Raw genomic sequence first — 15,574 nt, forward strand, 5'->3', positions numbered from 1 at the left:
GGTACCCCGCTGGACCCTTCGTAATCGACGGCCCACGCGCGTGTGACCTGGGTCACCGGATCGCGTTCCGGGATGCGGACGAGCCGTCGACGTCGACGACACGCGGCGCGGCGCGACCTACGCTGGGCGACGACCGGGAACCGCCGACGTGTCCAAGAGGGGTGCACCTGATGAGCGAAGTCGCCCTGACCCTGGCGGAACGCCGCGAGCGACAGATCGCGCACCAGGACGCACGTGCCACGCACCTCGCCTCCCGCGAGGCGCTGCTGTCCCCCCGCCGCAGCAACGAAGAGCTCCGCGCGATCGCCGAGGCGGCGCAGCAACGGCTCGCCGACACGGACACCGACACCGTGCTGGCCTGGGTCGGCCAGGAGTTCGGCTACCGCACGGCCGTCGCGTGCTCGATGGCCGACGCCGTGCTCCCCGCGGTCGTCGCCCGGCACGTGCCGTGGGTCGACACCCTCTTCCTGGAGACCGGCTATCACTTCGCCGAGACGATCGGCACCCGCGATGCGGTCGAGGCCTCGATGCGCCTGACGATCGTCGACGTGAAGCCCCGACTCAGCGTGGCCGAGCAGGATGCCGAGTTCGGCGAGCGGCTCTACGAGCGCGACCCCACCCTGTGCTGCGCGATGCGCAAGGTCGAGCCGCTGCACGAGACCCTGCAGGGCTACGAGGTCTGGATCACCGGCGTACGACGCGACGAGGGTCCCACCCGCGCGGACACGCCGTTCATCTCCTGGGACGACAAGAACGGCCTGGTCAAGATCAACCCGCTCGCGGCGTGGACGTTCGACGACCTGCTGGCGTACGCGGCCGACCACGACATCATCGTCAACCCGCTCGTCAACGACGGCTACCCCTCGATCGGCTGCGCCACCTGCACCCGCCGGGTCGCGCCCGGCGAGGATCCGCGCGCGGGCCGCTGGGCGGGGCTCGACAAGACCGAGTGCGGCCTGCACTCCTGATCTGCCCGATCTGCACCTGACAAGACCTGCACCTGACAAAGGGAACGATGACCCAGACCGACGAACGCCGTCTCACCCAGCTCGAGTGGCTGGAGTCCGAGGCGATCCACATCATCCGCGAGGTCGCCTCGGAGTTCGAGCGACCCGTCCTGCTGTTCTCCGGCGGCAAGGACTCGGTCGTGATGCTGCACCTGGCGACCAAGGCCTTCTGGCCGTCCCCTGTGCCGTTCCCGGTGCTCCACGTCGACACCGGACACAACTTCCCCGAGGTGCTGTCCTTCCGCGACGCCACGGTCGAGCGACTGGGCCTGCGGCTCGAGGTGGCCAGCGTGCAGGACTACATCGACGACGGGCGGCTGCGCGAGCGCAGCGACGGGACGCGCAACCAGCTGCAGACCCAGCCCTTGCTCGACGCCATCACCGGGGGGCGGTTCGACGCCGTCTTCGGTGGTGGTCGTCGCGACGAGGAGAAGGCACGGGCCAAGGAGCGCGTGTTCTCCCTGCGTGACGAGTTCGGCCAGTGGGACCCGCGCAACCAGCGTCCCGAGCTGTGGAACCTCTACAACGGTCGCCACCGCCCGGGCGAGCACGTCCGGGTGTTCCCGCTCAGCAACTGGACCGAGCTGGACGTGTGGCAGTACATCGGCGCCGAGGACATCGCCCTCCCCGAGCTCTACTACGCCCACCAGCGCGAGGTCTTCGAGCGCGACGGCATGCTCGTCGCGGTCAGCGACGTGTCGCTGCCCCGTGACGGCGAGACGACGTCGAAGCGCCAGGTCCGCTACCGCACGGTCGGTGACATGTCCTGCACGGGCGCGGTCGAGAGCGACGCCGTTACCGTCGAGGACGTCATCGTCGAGGTGGCAGCGACACGTCTGACCGAGCGAGGCGCGACCCGCGCCGACGACCGGGCCTCCGAGGCAGCCATGGAAGACCGCAAGAAAGAGGGCTACTTCTGATGCGTACGCTTCTGCGTCTCGCGACCGCCGGATCGGTCGACGACGGCAAGTCGACCCTGGTCGGGCGGCTCCTGTACGACTCCAAGTCGGTGCTCGCCGACCAGTTCGACGCCGTCGAGCGGGTCAGCCGCGACCGCGGCCTGGCGTCCGCCGATCTCGCGCTGCTGACAGACGGACTGCGTTCGGAGCGTGAGCAGGGCATCACGATCGATGTCGCCTACCGCTACTTCGCCACGGCGGAGCGCTCCTTCATCCTGGCCGACTGCCCCGGGCACGTGCAGTACACGCGCAACACCGTCACCGGCGCCAGCACCGCCGACGTGGTGGTCCTGCTGGTCGACGTGCGACACGGCATCCAGGAGCAGACGCGCCGCCACCTCGCCGTCGCCTCGCTGCTGCGCGTGCCCCACGTCGTGGTCGTGGTCAACAAGATCGACCTCGTGGACTTCGACCAGGCCACGTACGACCGGGTCTCCGAGGAGGTGCTCGCCTCCGCCAGGAGCCTCGGCCTCCACGACGTGGCGACCATCCCGGTCTCGGCGCTCGACGGCGACAACGTGGTCGAGCGCTCAACGCGTACGCCGTGGTACGACGGCCCGAGCCTGCTGGCGTTCCTCGAGCAGCTCTCGCCGGTCGGCGACCCGCACTCCGAGCCGCTGCGCTTCCCGGTGCAGCTGGTCATTCGTCCGCAGTCCGCCGCCGGCGAGGAGTTCCGCGACTACCGCGGCTACGCCGGACAGGTCTCGTCCGGGCTCGTCCGGGTGGGTGACGCGATCACGGTGCAGCCGAGCGGCCGCACCAGCGTCGTGACGGGAATCGACTTCGCGGGGCGCGAGCTCGCCGAGGCGTACGCGCCGCAGTCGGTGACGCTGCGCCTGCAGGACGACATCGACATCTCGCGCGGTGACCTCATCGTCACCTCCCGCAGCGTCCCGCCCGTCACCCAGGACATCGACGGCACGATCGCCTGGCTCGCGGAGAGCAGGCTGGTCCCTGGCACCAAGGTGCTGCTCAAGCACGGCACCCGGACGGTCCAGGCGATGGTCAGGTCGATCGGCGGCAAGCTGGATCTCGACGATGCCCGCCTGCTGCCTGCCGACGGCCTCGGTCTCAACGACATCGGGCACGTCACGCTGCGGCTCGCCTCCCCCATCCCGGCCGAGGAGTACCTCCACTCGCGCGGGACGGGCGCGTTCCTGCTCGTCGACGGCCAGGACGGCACGACGTTGGCCGCGGGCATGGTGGGCGATGCGCTGCTCGACACCGTGACCGACATCGAGGCCGACGCCGCGGCTACAGTCCCTGCATGACCGGAAGCCTCCCGCTGACGCTCCGGATCGCGGGACGTCGTGTCGTGGTCGTGGGCGGCGGGCACGTCGCGACCCGGCGCACGCTGTCGCTGCTCGAGGCAGGCGCCGCGGTCGTGGTGATCTCGCCCGAGGTCTCCGCGTCTCTCGCCGCCTCGATCGCCCGCGGTGAGGTCGAGTGGGTCGAGCGGACGTACGTCACGGGCGACCTGACCGGAGCGTGGCTCGTGCAGACCGCCACGGACTCCCCCGTGGACGACCTCGTGGCCCGCGACGCCGAAGCGGCTCAGATCTGGTGCCTCAAGGGGGGCGATCCCGAGCACGCGACCGCGTGGGCGCCCGCCGTGGCCCGGGTGGACGACGTGTTGGTCGCGGTCAGCGGCGGCGGCGACGCAGGTCGTGCCACCGCCCTGCGCGACGGCGTCGCCGCGGCGCTGCAGGCAGGTGAGCTGCCGATGCGGCACCGCACCCATCACCCGGACGGTTTCGTGGCCCTCGTCGGCGGGGGACCCGGTGACCCCGGCCTGTTGACGACCCGTGGCCGACGGCTCCTGGCCGAGGCGGACGTCGTGGTGGTCGACCGGCTCGCGCCGCACGCGGTCCTGGCCGAGCTCGACGCCGACGTGGAGGTCATCGACGTCGGGAAGATGCCGGACCACCACCCCGTCCCCCAGGACGAGATCAATGCGCTGCTCATCGCCCGGGCCCGCGAGGGCAAGGTCGTCGTCCGGCTCAAGGGTGGCGACCCGTACGTCTTCGGGCGCGGCGGCGAGGAGCTGATCGCGTGCCGGGACGCCGGGATCCCGGTCGAGGTCGTCCCCGGCGTCACGAGCGCGATCTCAGTCGCGGCGGCCGCCGGCATCCCGGTCACGCACCGCGGTGTGGCGCGAGGCTTCTCGGTGGTCACGGGCCATGAGGACATCGCGACGCTCCCCCACGACGGCGACCACACGCTCGTCATGCTGATGGGGGTCAAGCGCCTCGCACAGACCTGCGCGGACCTCATCGCGTCCGGTCACAGCGCCACGACGCCCGCCGCGATCGTCGAGCGGGGCTACAGCCCGACGCAGCGGGTGACCGTCGCGACCCTGGACACGCTCGCCGCCACGGCAGCCGCCGCAGGAGTCGAGTCGCCCGCGATCACGATCATCGGCGACGTCGTCACGCTCTCTCCGGCGTGGGTCGGCCGGACATGACGATGGTCCCGAGCCGCGTCAGCAGCTCGGGACCATCTGTTGGTGCGACTACTTGATCGTGCCCTTGCCCTCGCCCTCGATCCGCTTGTCGTGCAGCAGCTCGCCCTCGGCGTCGACGGGGACGACCGTGACCTCGAAGGTGATCGGCGAGTTCTTCTGGTACTTGAAGTTCTCACCGTAGGTGTACTTCTGGCCCGCACCGAAGGGGTAGACGCCCTTCTCGTTGAAGGCGCCCGGAGCCAGGGCGTCCTTGTTGACCTGCTGCTCCTCGAACAGCGCGTCGTCGACGATCGAGTCCATGCCCTGCATGTACTTCCAGTCGTCGTAGCGCGCCTCCACGCTCACCCGGGACGAGCCGAGATCGATCGGCTGGCCGTTGTTGGTGATCACGTAGTTGACGAACACGATGTCGTCGCCCTCGTCGAGCAGGGGCTTGTTGGTGTCGGGATCGACGAACTGACCGGTCTTGGTCGCCTTCGTGGTGCCGACCTGGAAGACGTCGACCGTGATGTCGCCGGCCTTGACCGTCGAGATCTTCTCCCCGGCCTCCTTCGCCGGCAGGGCCCATGCGGGCTGGTCGCCGGACGCTGCCGGAGCCGCTTCCGAGGTCTCCTCGGTGGGCTCGGGAGCAGGAGCCGCGGCGGACGACTTGGTGTCCTCCTCCGGCTCGTCGGATCCGCCACAGGCGGAGAGCCCGACGAGGGCGAGTGTGGCGATGGTGGCCGCGGCGACCTGGCGTGTGCGAGTGATGAACATGCAGTCCCCTATCTGTTCGCGCCGGGGGCAGCGGCCGACACTCAGGAAGTCGGCAACGTTCAAAGCCGTCCGGCGAGACACACTGTAACGACCCGGCTCGCCGCCTCACCCCGCAGGTCGCGGCGGACGGTGTCGCTCAGGCTGCTCGAGGTCTCTGCCGGGCGAACCTGGCGTGCCGCCGAGGATTCTGCTCGGGGTCGACCCGCTTGGGCGGGATCACCTCGACGACCCCGTCGTCGGCCATCCGCGCGGTCCACTCCCCCTCGTGGAGCAAGAAGTGGTGGAAGTGGCACAGCAGCGCCGCATTGTCGAGGTCGGTCGGCCCGCCCTCGGCCCAGAAGTTCAGATGATGCGCCTCGCACCACGCCGGTGGCCGATCGCAAGCCGGGAACACGCAGCCCTTGTCGCGGACTGCCAGTGCGAGGCGCTGGTGGCGGTCGTAGATGCGCCGCGTCGCGCCGAGATCGAGGATCTTGGACTCCGAGTCCAGGTAGAGCGCCACGAGGCGGGCGTTGCAGGCCAGGCGCTGCGCCTTGCTCGCCGAGGTCGTCGTCCCGGAGGTGTTGGTGGCCGTGCCGCGCCCGGTACGCAGGTCGTCGACATCGACGGTGACCGCGACCGTTGCAGCCAGGCCTCCCGACTGCGGCAGTGCTCCGGTCGGCAAGTGGGCGATCAGCTCGGTGAAGGCATGGCCCATCTTCTGCTCACGCGGCAGCGCGTCGAAGTCGCTGACGTCCATGCCGTGCCTGGCCGCGTTGATCATCGAACGGCGTGGGGCGATGATGCCCTCGATCGCGGCACGCAGCGTGTCAGCGTCCGCGTCCGGGATCGTGAACGCGCCGTGCGTGGTGCCGTCGCCACGACGCTTGATGGTCAGGCGGGTCGCCTCCCACGCCTTCTGCTCCTCGCGGCGGACCTGCTCGCCGAGCACGTCATCGGCCCCGTCGGGATCGATGACCTCCAGCACCCGGTTGGCCAGCCGCCGCAGGTCGTCCAGGTGGTATCGCCCGGCAAGCTCGATCAGGTGGGCCTCGGCGTCCGTACGCTCCTGCTCGCCGACCCAGTCCGGCAGGCGCTCGATCGCCTGCATGATCACCTTGGCCTGGTCCGTCGAGATCGCGCCGCTTGCCCATGCGGCCCGGGTGGTCTCGGTGCTCGCTGTGATCCGGGCCAGAGACGCCAGCTTGGCCGCCTCGCCCTTCGGCATCCCCGTCGTCGACGCCAACCACGCGGTCACGGACACGGCGCCGTCGTCCTTCGGCAGTCCCATCGCGTCGGCTGCGCCGGCCAGCCGGGACATCAGCGCGTCCAGCGCGGTGCGGGTCTGCTGGACGGTCCTGGCGACCTCCCGGACCTCCGCCCCGGTCAGCGCCCAGGGCTCGAGCGCAGCCACGTCCTCGGTGAGGCAGGACAGCTGGTCGAGGATCACGACGGACTCCGGAGTTCATTAGAACGTATGTTCGAGTCTACCGCGTCATGACGGGACAATGCAATGCTTCCGCGCATGTTTTTGCCTGTTTTCCCGGGTCATTTCGGTGGTGGATACTGAGCCCATGCCCCTCGCCCGGTTGCGCCCCACGTCGCTCGTCGTCGCGGCCCTGCTGGTGTCGTCGGCCGCGTGCGGTGGTGGCGCGGACGTCGAGCGCGCGCCTCTGCCCGAGGGGATCAGCGTGCACATCGACCAGAGCCGCACCGAGCGAAAGGGACGTGAGGTCTTCCTGCGAGTCCACAACGGCGCCCGGCGCCCGCTCACCGTGGAGCGCTTCGTCCTCACCTCGCCGCGCTTCGCGACCGTCCGGTGGACCGGCACGGAGGAGATCGGGTCGACGTACGAGACCGACCTCGAGTTCGCGATGCCCCGCGGGCGCTGCGGCGGCGCCCTCGACGCCCGGGTCGCGCTGACGTACCGGATCGGTTCGGGCGAGCGTCGCGAGTCCAGCGTCCGGGTGGGTGACCCGTACGGCAACGCCGCCTACTTCGTCGACCGCGACTGCGCGCAGCTCACCCTCGAGAAGGCGGCCACCGTCACCGTCGGCGACCCGGTCGTCAGCAACCAGGACGGGCGGCCCGTGCTGCGGACCCCCATCACGCTGGCCCCGACCGGTCGGGTCACGGGCGTGCGCCTGACCGGGTTCAGGTCGACCCCACTGTTCCGCCAGGCCGGTCGCACCACGCTCGACGTCGCTCTCGGCCCCGGAGACCCGCCGACCACGGTCGAGATGTCGGTCGTGCCGGCGCGGTGCGATCCGCACGCGCTGGCTGAGGACAAGGTCGGCACGCTGTTCGGCATCGGCGTCGACGGCCCGGGGCTGAGCGAGAACGCCTCCTACTTCCTGCCGCTCACGCGCGCGCAGCGGACGGCGTTCTTCACCTTCTTCCGCAGCAGCTGCGGCATGAGCTGACGCCCGGCTAGACCCTCTGCGCCTCGAGCCAGCGCCGCAGGTTGCGCTCGCCCTGACGCATGATCAGGTGGTGGCCGGCGACGAACGCCGGCCGCAGGAACCAGCCGGTCAGCCTCATCCACCGACGGTCGACCGCGACCCGCCAGTCGATGTCCATCCGGGACGATGACGGCCCCAGCTCGACAAACGTCACGATGCCCCGGCCCCGCAGGTCGCCGTCCGACGTGAAGCTCAGCGTCTCCGGCCGCTGCCGCACCAGGTCGTCGAGCGAGAATCTCAAGGCGTACCCGAGCACGCTCCGCGCCCGCAGACGCAACCTGCTCCCGTCGTACGACTCGGTGTGCACCGAGGGCCACCAGACCATCGGGTCGTCGGTCGCCAACCACTCGTCGAGGACGTCCCAGAGATCCTCGCGTGAGCGAGCCACCGACCAGTGCGAGACCAGCACGTACTCCGAGCTCATCGAGGCGACGCCGAACGACGGACCCACCACAGGCCGACGATCGGCAGCACGAGCGGGATGAAGCCGTAGCCGCGGCCGAAGTCCGACCAGACCGTCTCGTCGGGGAACAGGTCGTGGTCGAGCAGCGAGAGCAGCCCCACGACGAGCACCCCGGCGAGCTCGATGCCGATGGTCACGACCGCGAGCCGGTGACGGTTCGTCGCGAGCGCGTACGTCGCCATGACGTAGACGACGCCGGCGACCGCGGACAGGACGTAGGGCACTGCGGTGTCTGAGTCGACCTTGGCGATGAGCTGGTAGGTCGAACGGGCCGACGCTGCCAGGGCGAACACCGCGTAGACCGCGACCAGTGCGCGGCCGAAGCCGTGGGAGGTGTCCGAGCGCTCAGACATAGGTGCCCTTCCAGATGCCGAGGAGCCGGGCCGACAGCGCAGCCACGGTGATCATCGCGACCACCACGACGCCGGTCCCCCAGCGGGACTTCTCGGCGATGCCCCACAGCACCGCGGCCGGGGGGATCACCACGAGCGTGACCAGATACGACACGAAGAGCACACCGTCCACGTCGCGGTCGGTCTTCCCGAGGGCGACCGAGCTGCCGACCAGCAGGGCGATGAGCGCGATCTCGAGCACCGCGATGGCGTAGAACAGCGGATTGCTGAAGTTCTCCCGACGGTACGTGAGCCAGCCCGCGTACGCGGCGATGGCGAGGGCCAGGATCGCGATGCCGTAGGCCACGAGATCGGTCACGCACTGCCTTTGCTCGAAGCCGCCTCGCTCGAGGTGGCGATGTCAGATGTCCGAGGAGCAGTCTTTCACGCAGCACCGCACCCGGCGTGGCGGGTCAGGTCAGCTGAACGCGCTCTCCCCCGTCAGCGCCTGGCCGAGGATCAGCTGGTGCATCTCCACCGTGCCCTCATAGGTCAGGACCGACTCCAGGTTGTTCATGTGCCGGATGACCGGATACTCCAGCGAGATGCCGTTGGCGCCGAGGATCGTGCGGGACGTCCGGCAGATCTCGAGGGCCTCGCGGACGTTGTTGAGCTTGCCGAAGCTGACCTGCTCGGTCGTGAGCCCCACGTCGTCCTTGCGGCGTCCGAGGTGCAGCGCGAGGAGGAGCCCCTTGTGCAGCTCGAGGCACATGTCGGCCAGCTTGGCCTGGGTGAGCTGGAAGCCGCCGATCGGGCGGCCGAACTGCTCGCGCGTACGGGCGTAGTCCAGGGCTGCCTCGTACGACGAGCGGGCTGCACCCATCGATCCCCAGACGATGCCGAACCGGGCCTCGGTGAGGCAGGACAGCGGGCCCTTCAGGCCGCGGACCTCGGGGAACCGGGCCGAGTCCGGCAGGCGTACGCCCTCGAGGACGAGCTCGGCCGTCGCGGACGCCCGCAGCGACATCTTGTGCTTGATCTCGCGCGCGGTGAAGCCGGGTGTGTCGGTGGGGACGGCGAAGCCGCGGATGCCCTCGTCGGTCTGCGCCCACACGACCGCGACGTCCGCGAACGTGCCGTTGGAGATCCACATCTTGGTGCCGTCCAGGACCCAGTCGTCGCCGACGCGCCGCACCGTCGTGCGCATGCTGCCCGGGTCGGAGCCGTGATCGGGCTCGGTGAGGCCGAAGCAGCCCACGATCTCGCCCGTCCCCATGCCGGGGAGCCAGCGCTGCTTCTCCTCCTCGGACGCCCAGCGCCAGATCGCGTACATCGCCAGCGATCCCTGCACCGAGACCATCGAGCGCACCCCCGAGTCGCACGCCTCGAGCTCGACGCACGCCAGCCCGTAGTCGACCGACGACATCCCGGGCAGCGTGTAGCCCTCCAGGTGCATCCCGAGCAGGCCGAGCTTGCCGAACTCGCGGAACAGCTCGCGCGGCGCGGCAACCTGGCCGGCCTCGAACCACTGCGCGACGTGCGGCTGCACCTGCTGCGTGAGCATCGACCGGACGCTGTCGCGCACCGCGACCTCGTCGGGCGTCAGCAGGTCGTCGAGCGACAAGGGGTCCAGGCGGTCGAAGGCAGGCATGCGACCACGGTAGCCCCACGCGCAGACCACCTAGGATGATCCGTACGGCGCGTCAGAGTTCTGGCGCGATCGACCCATCTCTACCGGAGGCTGCACCGAATGGCTCGTAGAAAGCTTCTCGGAAGGGAGAACGCGGTGTCGCCATCTGCACGGCTGAGACTCGCCGGTGACCCAGGCGACGACGGGGACCCTGTCGTCGACCTCGGTGACCTCCTGACCCGGGTGGGTCGAGGTGACGAGGAGGCCTTTGCCGCCGTGTACGACGCGCTGGGCGCCTCGGTGTTCGGCCTGGCCAGGCGGGTCATCCGCGATCCGTCCCGTGCAGAGGAAGTGGCTCAGGAGGTGTTCATCCAGGTGTGGCAGTCCGCAGCCCGCTTCGACGCCGCCCGCGGCAGCGCGAAGAGCTGGGTCCTGACCCTGGCGCATCGACGCGCGGTCGACGCCGTCCGTCACGATCAGGCCGCGACCAACCGCGAGAACAAGTACGACTGGTCCAACGGCCCCGACTTCGACGAGGTCGAGGAAACCGTGACGATCAGCCTCGAGCACGAGCAGGTCAAGCGGTGCCTCGACGGGCTCACCGAGCTGCAGCGCGAGGCGGTCAACCTGGCGTACTACCAGGGCTACACCTACGCCGAGGTCGCCACGGCGCTCGAGGCCAACACCGCCACGGTCAAGACCCGGATGCGAGACGGCATCGTCCGCCTGCGCGACTGCATGGGGGTGGCCTCATGACTGCCGACCTGCACTCGCTGCTGGCGCCGTACGCCCTCAACGCCCTCGATCGGGAGGAACGAGCGCGCTTCGAGGCTCATCTCGACCAGTGCGCCCACTGCCAGGACGAGCTGGCCGGTTTCGTGGCCACCGCCGCGCGTCTCGGCGACGCGGTCAGCCACACCCCGCCGCCGGCATTGCGTGACCGCCTGCTCGCCGAGATCAGCCAGACACCGCAGGAGCGTCCGGTCGTCACGGCACTCGCCCAGCGCCGCGGTCTGCGGCGTACGCTCCCCCGCCTCGCGATGGCGGCGGCGTTCCTGATCGGCGCGGTCGGCGTCGGCGGCTACGTCGTGGAGCACCAGAACGCGTCGCAGGAGCGGGCGCACAACGCCGACCTGCAGCGGGTGCTCGGGTCCCCGGACGCGCAGACCGTCGAGAAGGTCTTCGAAGGCGGCGGCAACGTCCGCATGGTCATGTCGCCGTCCAAGGACGCAGCGGTGATCTTCGCCAACGAGCTGCCCAACCCCGGCAGCGGCAAGGTCTACCAGGTGTGGCTGGTCACCGACGACGGTCCGTCGAGCCAGGGCTGGTTCAAGCGCAGCGACGAGATGGTCATGAACGGCATCACCAAGGCCGACCGGGTCGCCGTCACGGTCGAGCCCGAGGGTGGCTCCAAGCAGCCCACCTCGCCGCCGATCGCGACGATCCCTGTCTGACCTGCGCCCGACGGTGCCGCCCTCGCGGTGGGATCATGACGACGTGACCGCACCACTCGTCCTGATCTCCGCCGCGATGGCGGTGCCGTCGGGCTTCTACCGACCCCTCGTGGCCGCGTTCGAGGAGCGCGGCTGGGAGGCGCAGGCGTTGCCGACGCGCGGCTTCGAGCGCGGGGAGCCCACCGCGAGCCGCGAGCACGACTGGAGCTACGACGACGGCATCCAGCAGATCGCCGACGCCGTGGGAAAGGCTCGGGCCGATCAGCCGGACCGGCCGGTCATCGTCTTCGGGCACAGCCTCGGCTCCCAGTTCTGCCTGGGCCACGAGCTCAACCACCCGCCGAGCGACGGCTTCGTCTCGGTCGGTGCGGGCGTGCCGCACTTTCGCCACTACCCCTACGGCGGGGTCCCGCTGCTGGTGCTCAGCCTCGCGGTGCCCGTGGTGTCGCGCCTCCTCGGCCACGTCCCCAAGCCGTTCTTCGGCGCGCCGGGCGCTCGTACGCTCATGACGGAGTGGGCCGGCTTCATGCGGACCGGGACGCCCCCGTTCCCGGCCGAGGGCACCGTGCGTACGCCCTCGCTGGTCATCCAGCTGCAGGGCGACGCCCTGGCGGTGTCGACGGCCAACAAGGCGTTCGTGGCGCGCTTCCTCGACCCTGACGCCACGACGCGCTGGGTCTACACCCGGGACGCCGCGCCCGAGGGCGGCAGCACCGACCACGTCCGCTGGGCCAAGACCCCCGGCCCCGTGGTCGACCAGATCCTCACCTGGTGGACCACCACCCACCCCGCCCCCCACCGCTGACGCGCGCCTCCCGTCCGCTGACGCGCGCCTTGCGTCCGCCGAGGCGAGCCCCCCGTCCGCTGACGCGCGCTTCCCGTCCGACGACGCGGGACGCAAACTCTCCCCTCAGCGGACCGGGGCCTCCCCTCAGCGGACCGGACCCTCCCCTCAGCGGACGAGAGGCGCGCCTCAGCGGACGGGAGGCGCGGCGTCAGTCGGCGAAGGCCTCGACCGGGGGGCAGGAGCAGGCGAGGTTGCGGTCGCCGTAGGCCTGGTCGATGCGGCCCACCGGCGGCCAGTACTTGTCGTCGACCGACCCGGCCGGGAAGGCCCCCGTGCCGATGTCGTACGCGTGCTGCCAGTCCAGCAGCGTCCGCATCGTGTGCGGCGCGTGCACCAGCGGGTTGTCGCCCTCGGGCCACTTCCCCGCCACGACGTCGTCGATCTCGGCGCGGATGGCCAGCATCGCGTCGCAGAACCGGTCGAGCTCGGCCAGGTCCTCGGACTCGGTCGGCTCGACCATGAGCGTGCCGGGCACCGGGAAGCTCATCGTCGGCGCGTGGAAGCCGTAGTCGATGAGCCGCTTGGCGACGTCGTCGATCGTGAGCCCCGCGGTCTTCGTGAGCGGGCGCAGGTCCAGGATGCACTCGTGCGCCACGAGGTCGCTGTCGCCCGTGTAGAGCACCGGGAACGCGCTCTCGAGGCGCTTGGCGATGTAGTTGGCCGACAGCACGGCGACCGAGGTCGCGTCCGTCAGTCCCTCGGCGCCCATCATCGCGATGTACGCGTAGGGGATCGGCAGGATGCCGGCCGATCCGTAGGGCGCCGCGCTGATCGCGCCGACGCCCTCGCGCTTGCTCTCGACGGGGTGCAGCGGGTGGGTCGGCAGGAACGGCACGAGGTGCTCGGCCACCGCGACCGGTCCCACGCCCGGTCCACCGCCGCCGTGCGGGATGCAGAACGTCTTGTGCAGGTTGAGGTGCGACACGTCGCCGCCGAACACGCCGGGCTGGGCGTGACCCAGCAGCGCGTTGAGGTTGGCGCCGTCGACGTAGACCTGGCCGCCGTGGCTGTGCACGATCTCGCACAGCTCGGTGATCCCGTGCTCGTAGACGCCGTGCGTCGAGGGGTAGGTGACCATGATCGCGGCGAGGTCGTCGCTGTGTGCGTCGCACTGCTTGCGCAGGTCGTCGAGGTCGACCTCACCCTGGTCGGTCGACTTCACCAGCACGACCCGCATGCCGGCCATGACAGCAGACGCGGCGTTGGTGCCGTGGGCCGAGCTCGGGATCAGGCACACCGTGCGGTGCTCGTCGCCCCGGCTGCGGTGGTACGCCCGGATCGCCAGCAGGCCGGCGAACTCACCCTGCGAGCCCGCGTTGGGCTGGATCGACACACCGGCGTAGCCGGTCACCTCGGCCAGCCACGACTCCAAGGTCTCGATCAGCTCGATCATCCCGGCGGCGTCCTCGGCCGGCACGAACGGGTGCAGGTCGGCGAAGCCGGGCCAGCTGATGGGCTCCATCTCGGCGGTCGCGTTGAGCTTCATGGTGCACGAGCCCAACGGGATCATTCCCCGGTCGAGCGCGTAGTCGCGGTCGCTGAGCTTCTTGAGGTAGCGCAGCATCTGGGTCTCGCTGTGGTGCTCGTGGAACACCGGGTGGGTCAGGATGTCGTCGGTGCGCAGCAGCTCGGACGGCAGCGACTCGGGCGCCTCGTCCACCGCGGAGACGCCGAACGCGTTCCAGACCGCCTCGAGATGCGCCCGCGTCGTGGTCTCGCTGGTCGAGACCCCCACGTGGTCCTCGTCGACCAGGCGCAGGTGGATGCCCGCCTCACGTGCCTTGGCCACCACATCCGCAGCCGAGCCGGGGACGGACGCGATCACGGTGTCGAAGAAGCCGCCCTCGGCGACCTCGACTCCCCCGCCGCGCAGACCTGCGGCCAACAGCCGCGCGGAGGCATTGACCTCCGAGGCGATCTGCCGCAGCCCGTCGGGACCGTGGTAGACCGCGTACATCGAGGCCGCGACCGCCAGCAGCACCTGCGCGGTGCAGATGTTGGAGGTCGCCTTCTCGCGCCGGATGTGCTGCTCGCGGGTCTGCAGCGCGAGGCGGTACGCCGGACGGCCCGCACTGTCGACCGAGACGCCCACCAGGCGACCGGGCAGGTGCCGCTCGAGACCCTGCCGCACCGCCATGAAGCCTGCGTGGGGTCCGCCGTAGAACATCGGCACCCCGAAGCGCTGGCTCGAGCCGACGACGACGTCCGCGCCGAGCGAGCCGGGCGAGGACAGCAGCACCAGCGCGAGCGGGTCGGCCACCACCACGGCGAGCCCACCGTTCGCGTGCGCAGCCTCGATCGCGGGCCGCGGATCGACGACCTGTCCGTCCGCGCGCGGGTACGCGATCATCGTGCCGGCCGCCTCGACGTCGGGCACCCCGCCCGCCAGGTCGGCCTCGACCAGCTCGATGCCGAGCGCCTCGGCCCGCGTGTGCGTGACCGCCAGCGTCTGCGGCAGCAGTCCTGCGTCGATGACGATGGGCAGCTGGTCCTTGCCCTTCGTCGCGCGGCGGATCAGCGTCATCGCCTCCGCGACGGCCGTGCCCTCGTCCAGCAGGGACGAGTTGGCCGTGGGCAGACCCGTGAGATCGGAGATCAGGGTCTGGAAGTTGATCAACGCCTCGAGCCGGCCCTGCGAGATCTCCGGCTGGTACGGCGTGTAGGCGGTGTACCAGGACGGATCCTCGAGCACGTTGCGCCGGATGACCGCGGGCGTCACGGTCGGGTGGTAGCCCAGTCCGATCATGGCGACGCCGGGGTTGTTGCGCTCGGACAGCGTCCGCAGCGTCGACAGCGCCTCGGTCTCGGTCTGCGCGGCGGGCAGACCCAGGGCGGACGTGCTGCGGATTCCCGAAGGGACGGCGGCCTGCATGAGCGCGTCCAGCGAGTCGTAGCCGACCCGGCGCACCATGGCGTCCTGGTCGGACGGGGTGGGGCCGATGTGACGGCTGGAGAAGACGTGGGACACGGGGGCTCCGAAGGGTCGAGGCGTGGTCGGGCGACGCCTCCCCTTCTGTCACGCCATGCCGCGAACGGCCGGGTGCTCCAGAATTGCCTCGGTCGCGTGGTCCTTGGTGCCTGAGAGGTTCCGGGGAGGAATTGCCCCTTCGGCGCCGCCTGGGCGATCTCTCCCACGCGCGGTCGACAGCGTGGCCAGCCTACCAACCACGCAGCAGTGTGACCGACGCGATCACGTGATGTCGCGCACCTGGAGAGGTCGG

15 protein-coding genes and 1 riboswitch are annotated in these 15,574 nt (G+C 70.4%); of the genes, 8 read left to right on the top strand and 7 right to left on the bottom strand.

The features are described 5' to 3' along the window. Nucleotides 1-170 precede the first annotated feature (170 nt). From GEV26_RS08955 to cobA, 4 genes are read left to right on the top strand one after another with little or no spacing between them, the layout of a single operon-like run. On the top strand, nucleotides 171-968 hold the full coding sequence (locus tag GEV26_RS08955) for a phosphoadenylyl-sulfate reductase (protein ID WP_153652748.1): 798 nt from the start codon (nucleotides 171-173) through the stop codon (nucleotides 966-968). Between the two features lie 47 nt (nucleotides 969-1,015). Continuing rightward, complete coding sequence (cysD, locus tag GEV26_RS08960) at nucleotides 1,016-1,927, top strand: sulfate adenylyltransferase subunit CysD (RefSeq protein WP_153652749.1); 912 nt, start codon at nucleotides 1,016-1,018, stop codon at nucleotides 1,925-1,927. Continuing rightward, on the top strand, nucleotides 1,927-3,237 hold the full coding sequence (locus tag GEV26_RS08965) for a sulfate adenylyltransferase subunit 1 (RefSeq protein WP_153652750.1): 1,311 nt from the start codon (nucleotides 1,927-1,929) through the stop codon (nucleotides 3,235-3,237). Before cysD ends, GEV26_RS08965 begins: the two co-directional genes overlap by 1 nt. After that, a complete protein-coding gene (gene cobA / locus GEV26_RS08970; protein ID WP_153652751.1) occupies nucleotides 3,234-4,430 on the top strand; it encodes a uroporphyrinogen-III C-methyltransferase in 1,197 nt (398 codons plus the stop codon). Before GEV26_RS08965 ends, cobA begins: the two co-directional genes overlap by 4 nt. A gap of 48 nt (nucleotides 4,431-4,478) precedes the next feature. Here the strand turns inward: cobA and GEV26_RS08975 are convergent, their stop codons facing one another. Together GEV26_RS08975 and GEV26_RS08980 are read right to left on the bottom strand one after the other, a co-directional pair. Next, nucleotides 4,479-5,186, bottom strand: coding sequence for a hypothetical protein (locus tag GEV26_RS08975; RefSeq protein ID WP_208431048.1), 708 nt, complete (start codon nucleotides 5,184-5,186; stop codon nucleotides 4,479-4,481). A 136-nt stretch (nucleotides 5,187-5,322) separates the two neighbouring features. Continuing rightward, nucleotides 5,323-6,615, bottom strand: coding sequence for an HNH endonuclease signature motif containing protein (locus GEV26_RS08980; protein ID WP_153652752.1), 1,293 nt, complete (start codon nucleotides 6,613-6,615; stop codon nucleotides 5,323-5,325). 124 nt (nucleotides 6,616-6,739) lie between these two features. Here GEV26_RS08980 and GEV26_RS08985 point away from each other — a divergent pair, with 124 nt between their 5' ends. After that, on the top strand, nucleotides 6,740-7,588 hold the full coding sequence (locus GEV26_RS08985; RefSeq protein ID WP_153652753.1) for a hypothetical protein: 849 nt from the start codon (nucleotides 6,740-6,742) through the stop codon (nucleotides 7,586-7,588). Nucleotides 7,589-7,595: 7 nt separating this feature from the next. Here GEV26_RS08985 and GEV26_RS08990 read toward each other — a convergent pair whose 3' ends face one another. From GEV26_RS08990 to GEV26_RS09005, 4 genes are all read right to left on the bottom strand, one after another. Further along, nucleotides 7,596-8,081 (bottom strand): SRPBCC family protein, encoded by a 486-nt coding sequence (locus tag GEV26_RS08990; RefSeq protein WP_153911256.1) that lies wholly within the window; start codon nucleotides 8,079-8,081, stop codon nucleotides 7,596-7,598. Continuing rightward, a complete protein-coding gene (locus GEV26_RS08995) occupies nucleotides 8,048-8,443 on the bottom strand; it encodes a hypothetical protein (protein WP_153652755.1) in 396 nt (131 codons plus the stop codon). Before GEV26_RS08995 ends, GEV26_RS08990 begins: the two co-directional genes overlap by 34 nt. Next, nucleotides 8,436-8,801, bottom strand: a complete 366-nt coding sequence (locus GEV26_RS09000) for a hypothetical protein (protein WP_153652756.1) — start codon at nucleotides 8,799-8,801, stop codon at nucleotides 8,436-8,438. The genes GEV26_RS08995 and GEV26_RS09000 overlap by 8 nt, the downstream gene beginning before the upstream one ends. 99 nt (nucleotides 8,802-8,900) lie before the next feature. Then, nucleotides 8,901-10,073, bottom strand: coding sequence for an acyl-CoA dehydrogenase family protein (locus tag GEV26_RS09005; RefSeq protein WP_153652757.1), 1,173 nt, complete (start codon nucleotides 10,071-10,073; stop codon nucleotides 8,901-8,903). Between the two features lie 135 nt (nucleotides 10,074-10,208). Here GEV26_RS09005 and sigK point away from each other — a divergent pair, with 135 nt between their 5' ends. The 3 genes from sigK to GEV26_RS09020 are packed head-to-tail and all read left to right on the top strand — an operon-like array spanning nucleotide 10,209 to nucleotide 12,311. Beyond that, entirely contained in the window at nucleotides 10,209-10,808 is a 600-nt protein-coding gene (gene sigK / locus GEV26_RS09010; RefSeq protein ID WP_243838672.1) for an ECF RNA polymerase sigma factor SigK, read from the top strand. Continuing rightward, complete coding sequence (locus tag GEV26_RS09015; protein WP_153655031.1) at nucleotides 10,805-11,506, top strand: anti-sigma factor; 702 nt, start codon at nucleotides 10,805-10,807, stop codon at nucleotides 11,504-11,506. Before sigK ends, GEV26_RS09015 begins: the two co-directional genes overlap by 4 nt. 43 nt (nucleotides 11,507-11,549) lie before the next feature. Then, on the top strand, nucleotides 11,550-12,311 hold the full coding sequence (locus GEV26_RS09020) for a serine aminopeptidase domain-containing protein (RefSeq protein ID WP_153652759.1): 762 nt from the start codon (nucleotides 11,550-11,552) through the stop codon (nucleotides 12,309-12,311). A gap of 190 nt (nucleotides 12,312-12,501) precedes the next feature. Here GEV26_RS09020 and gcvP read toward each other — a convergent pair whose 3' ends face one another. Then, a complete protein-coding gene (gene gcvP, locus GEV26_RS09025; RefSeq protein ID WP_153652760.1) occupies nucleotides 12,502-15,321 on the bottom strand; it encodes an aminomethyl-transferring glycine dehydrogenase in 2,820 nt (939 codons plus the stop codon). An 87-nt stretch (nucleotides 15,322-15,408) separates the two neighbouring features. Continuing rightward, a riboswitch (glycine riboswitch) is annotated at nucleotides 15,409-15,497 on the bottom strand. Between the last annotated feature and the right edge of the window lie 77 nt (nucleotides 15,498-15,574).

It is taken from the genome of Aeromicrobium yanjiei (genome assembly GCF_009649075.1).
Classification (GTDB): Bacteria; Actinomycetota; Actinomycetes; order Propionibacteriales; family Nocardioidaceae; genus Aeromicrobium; species Aeromicrobium yanjiei.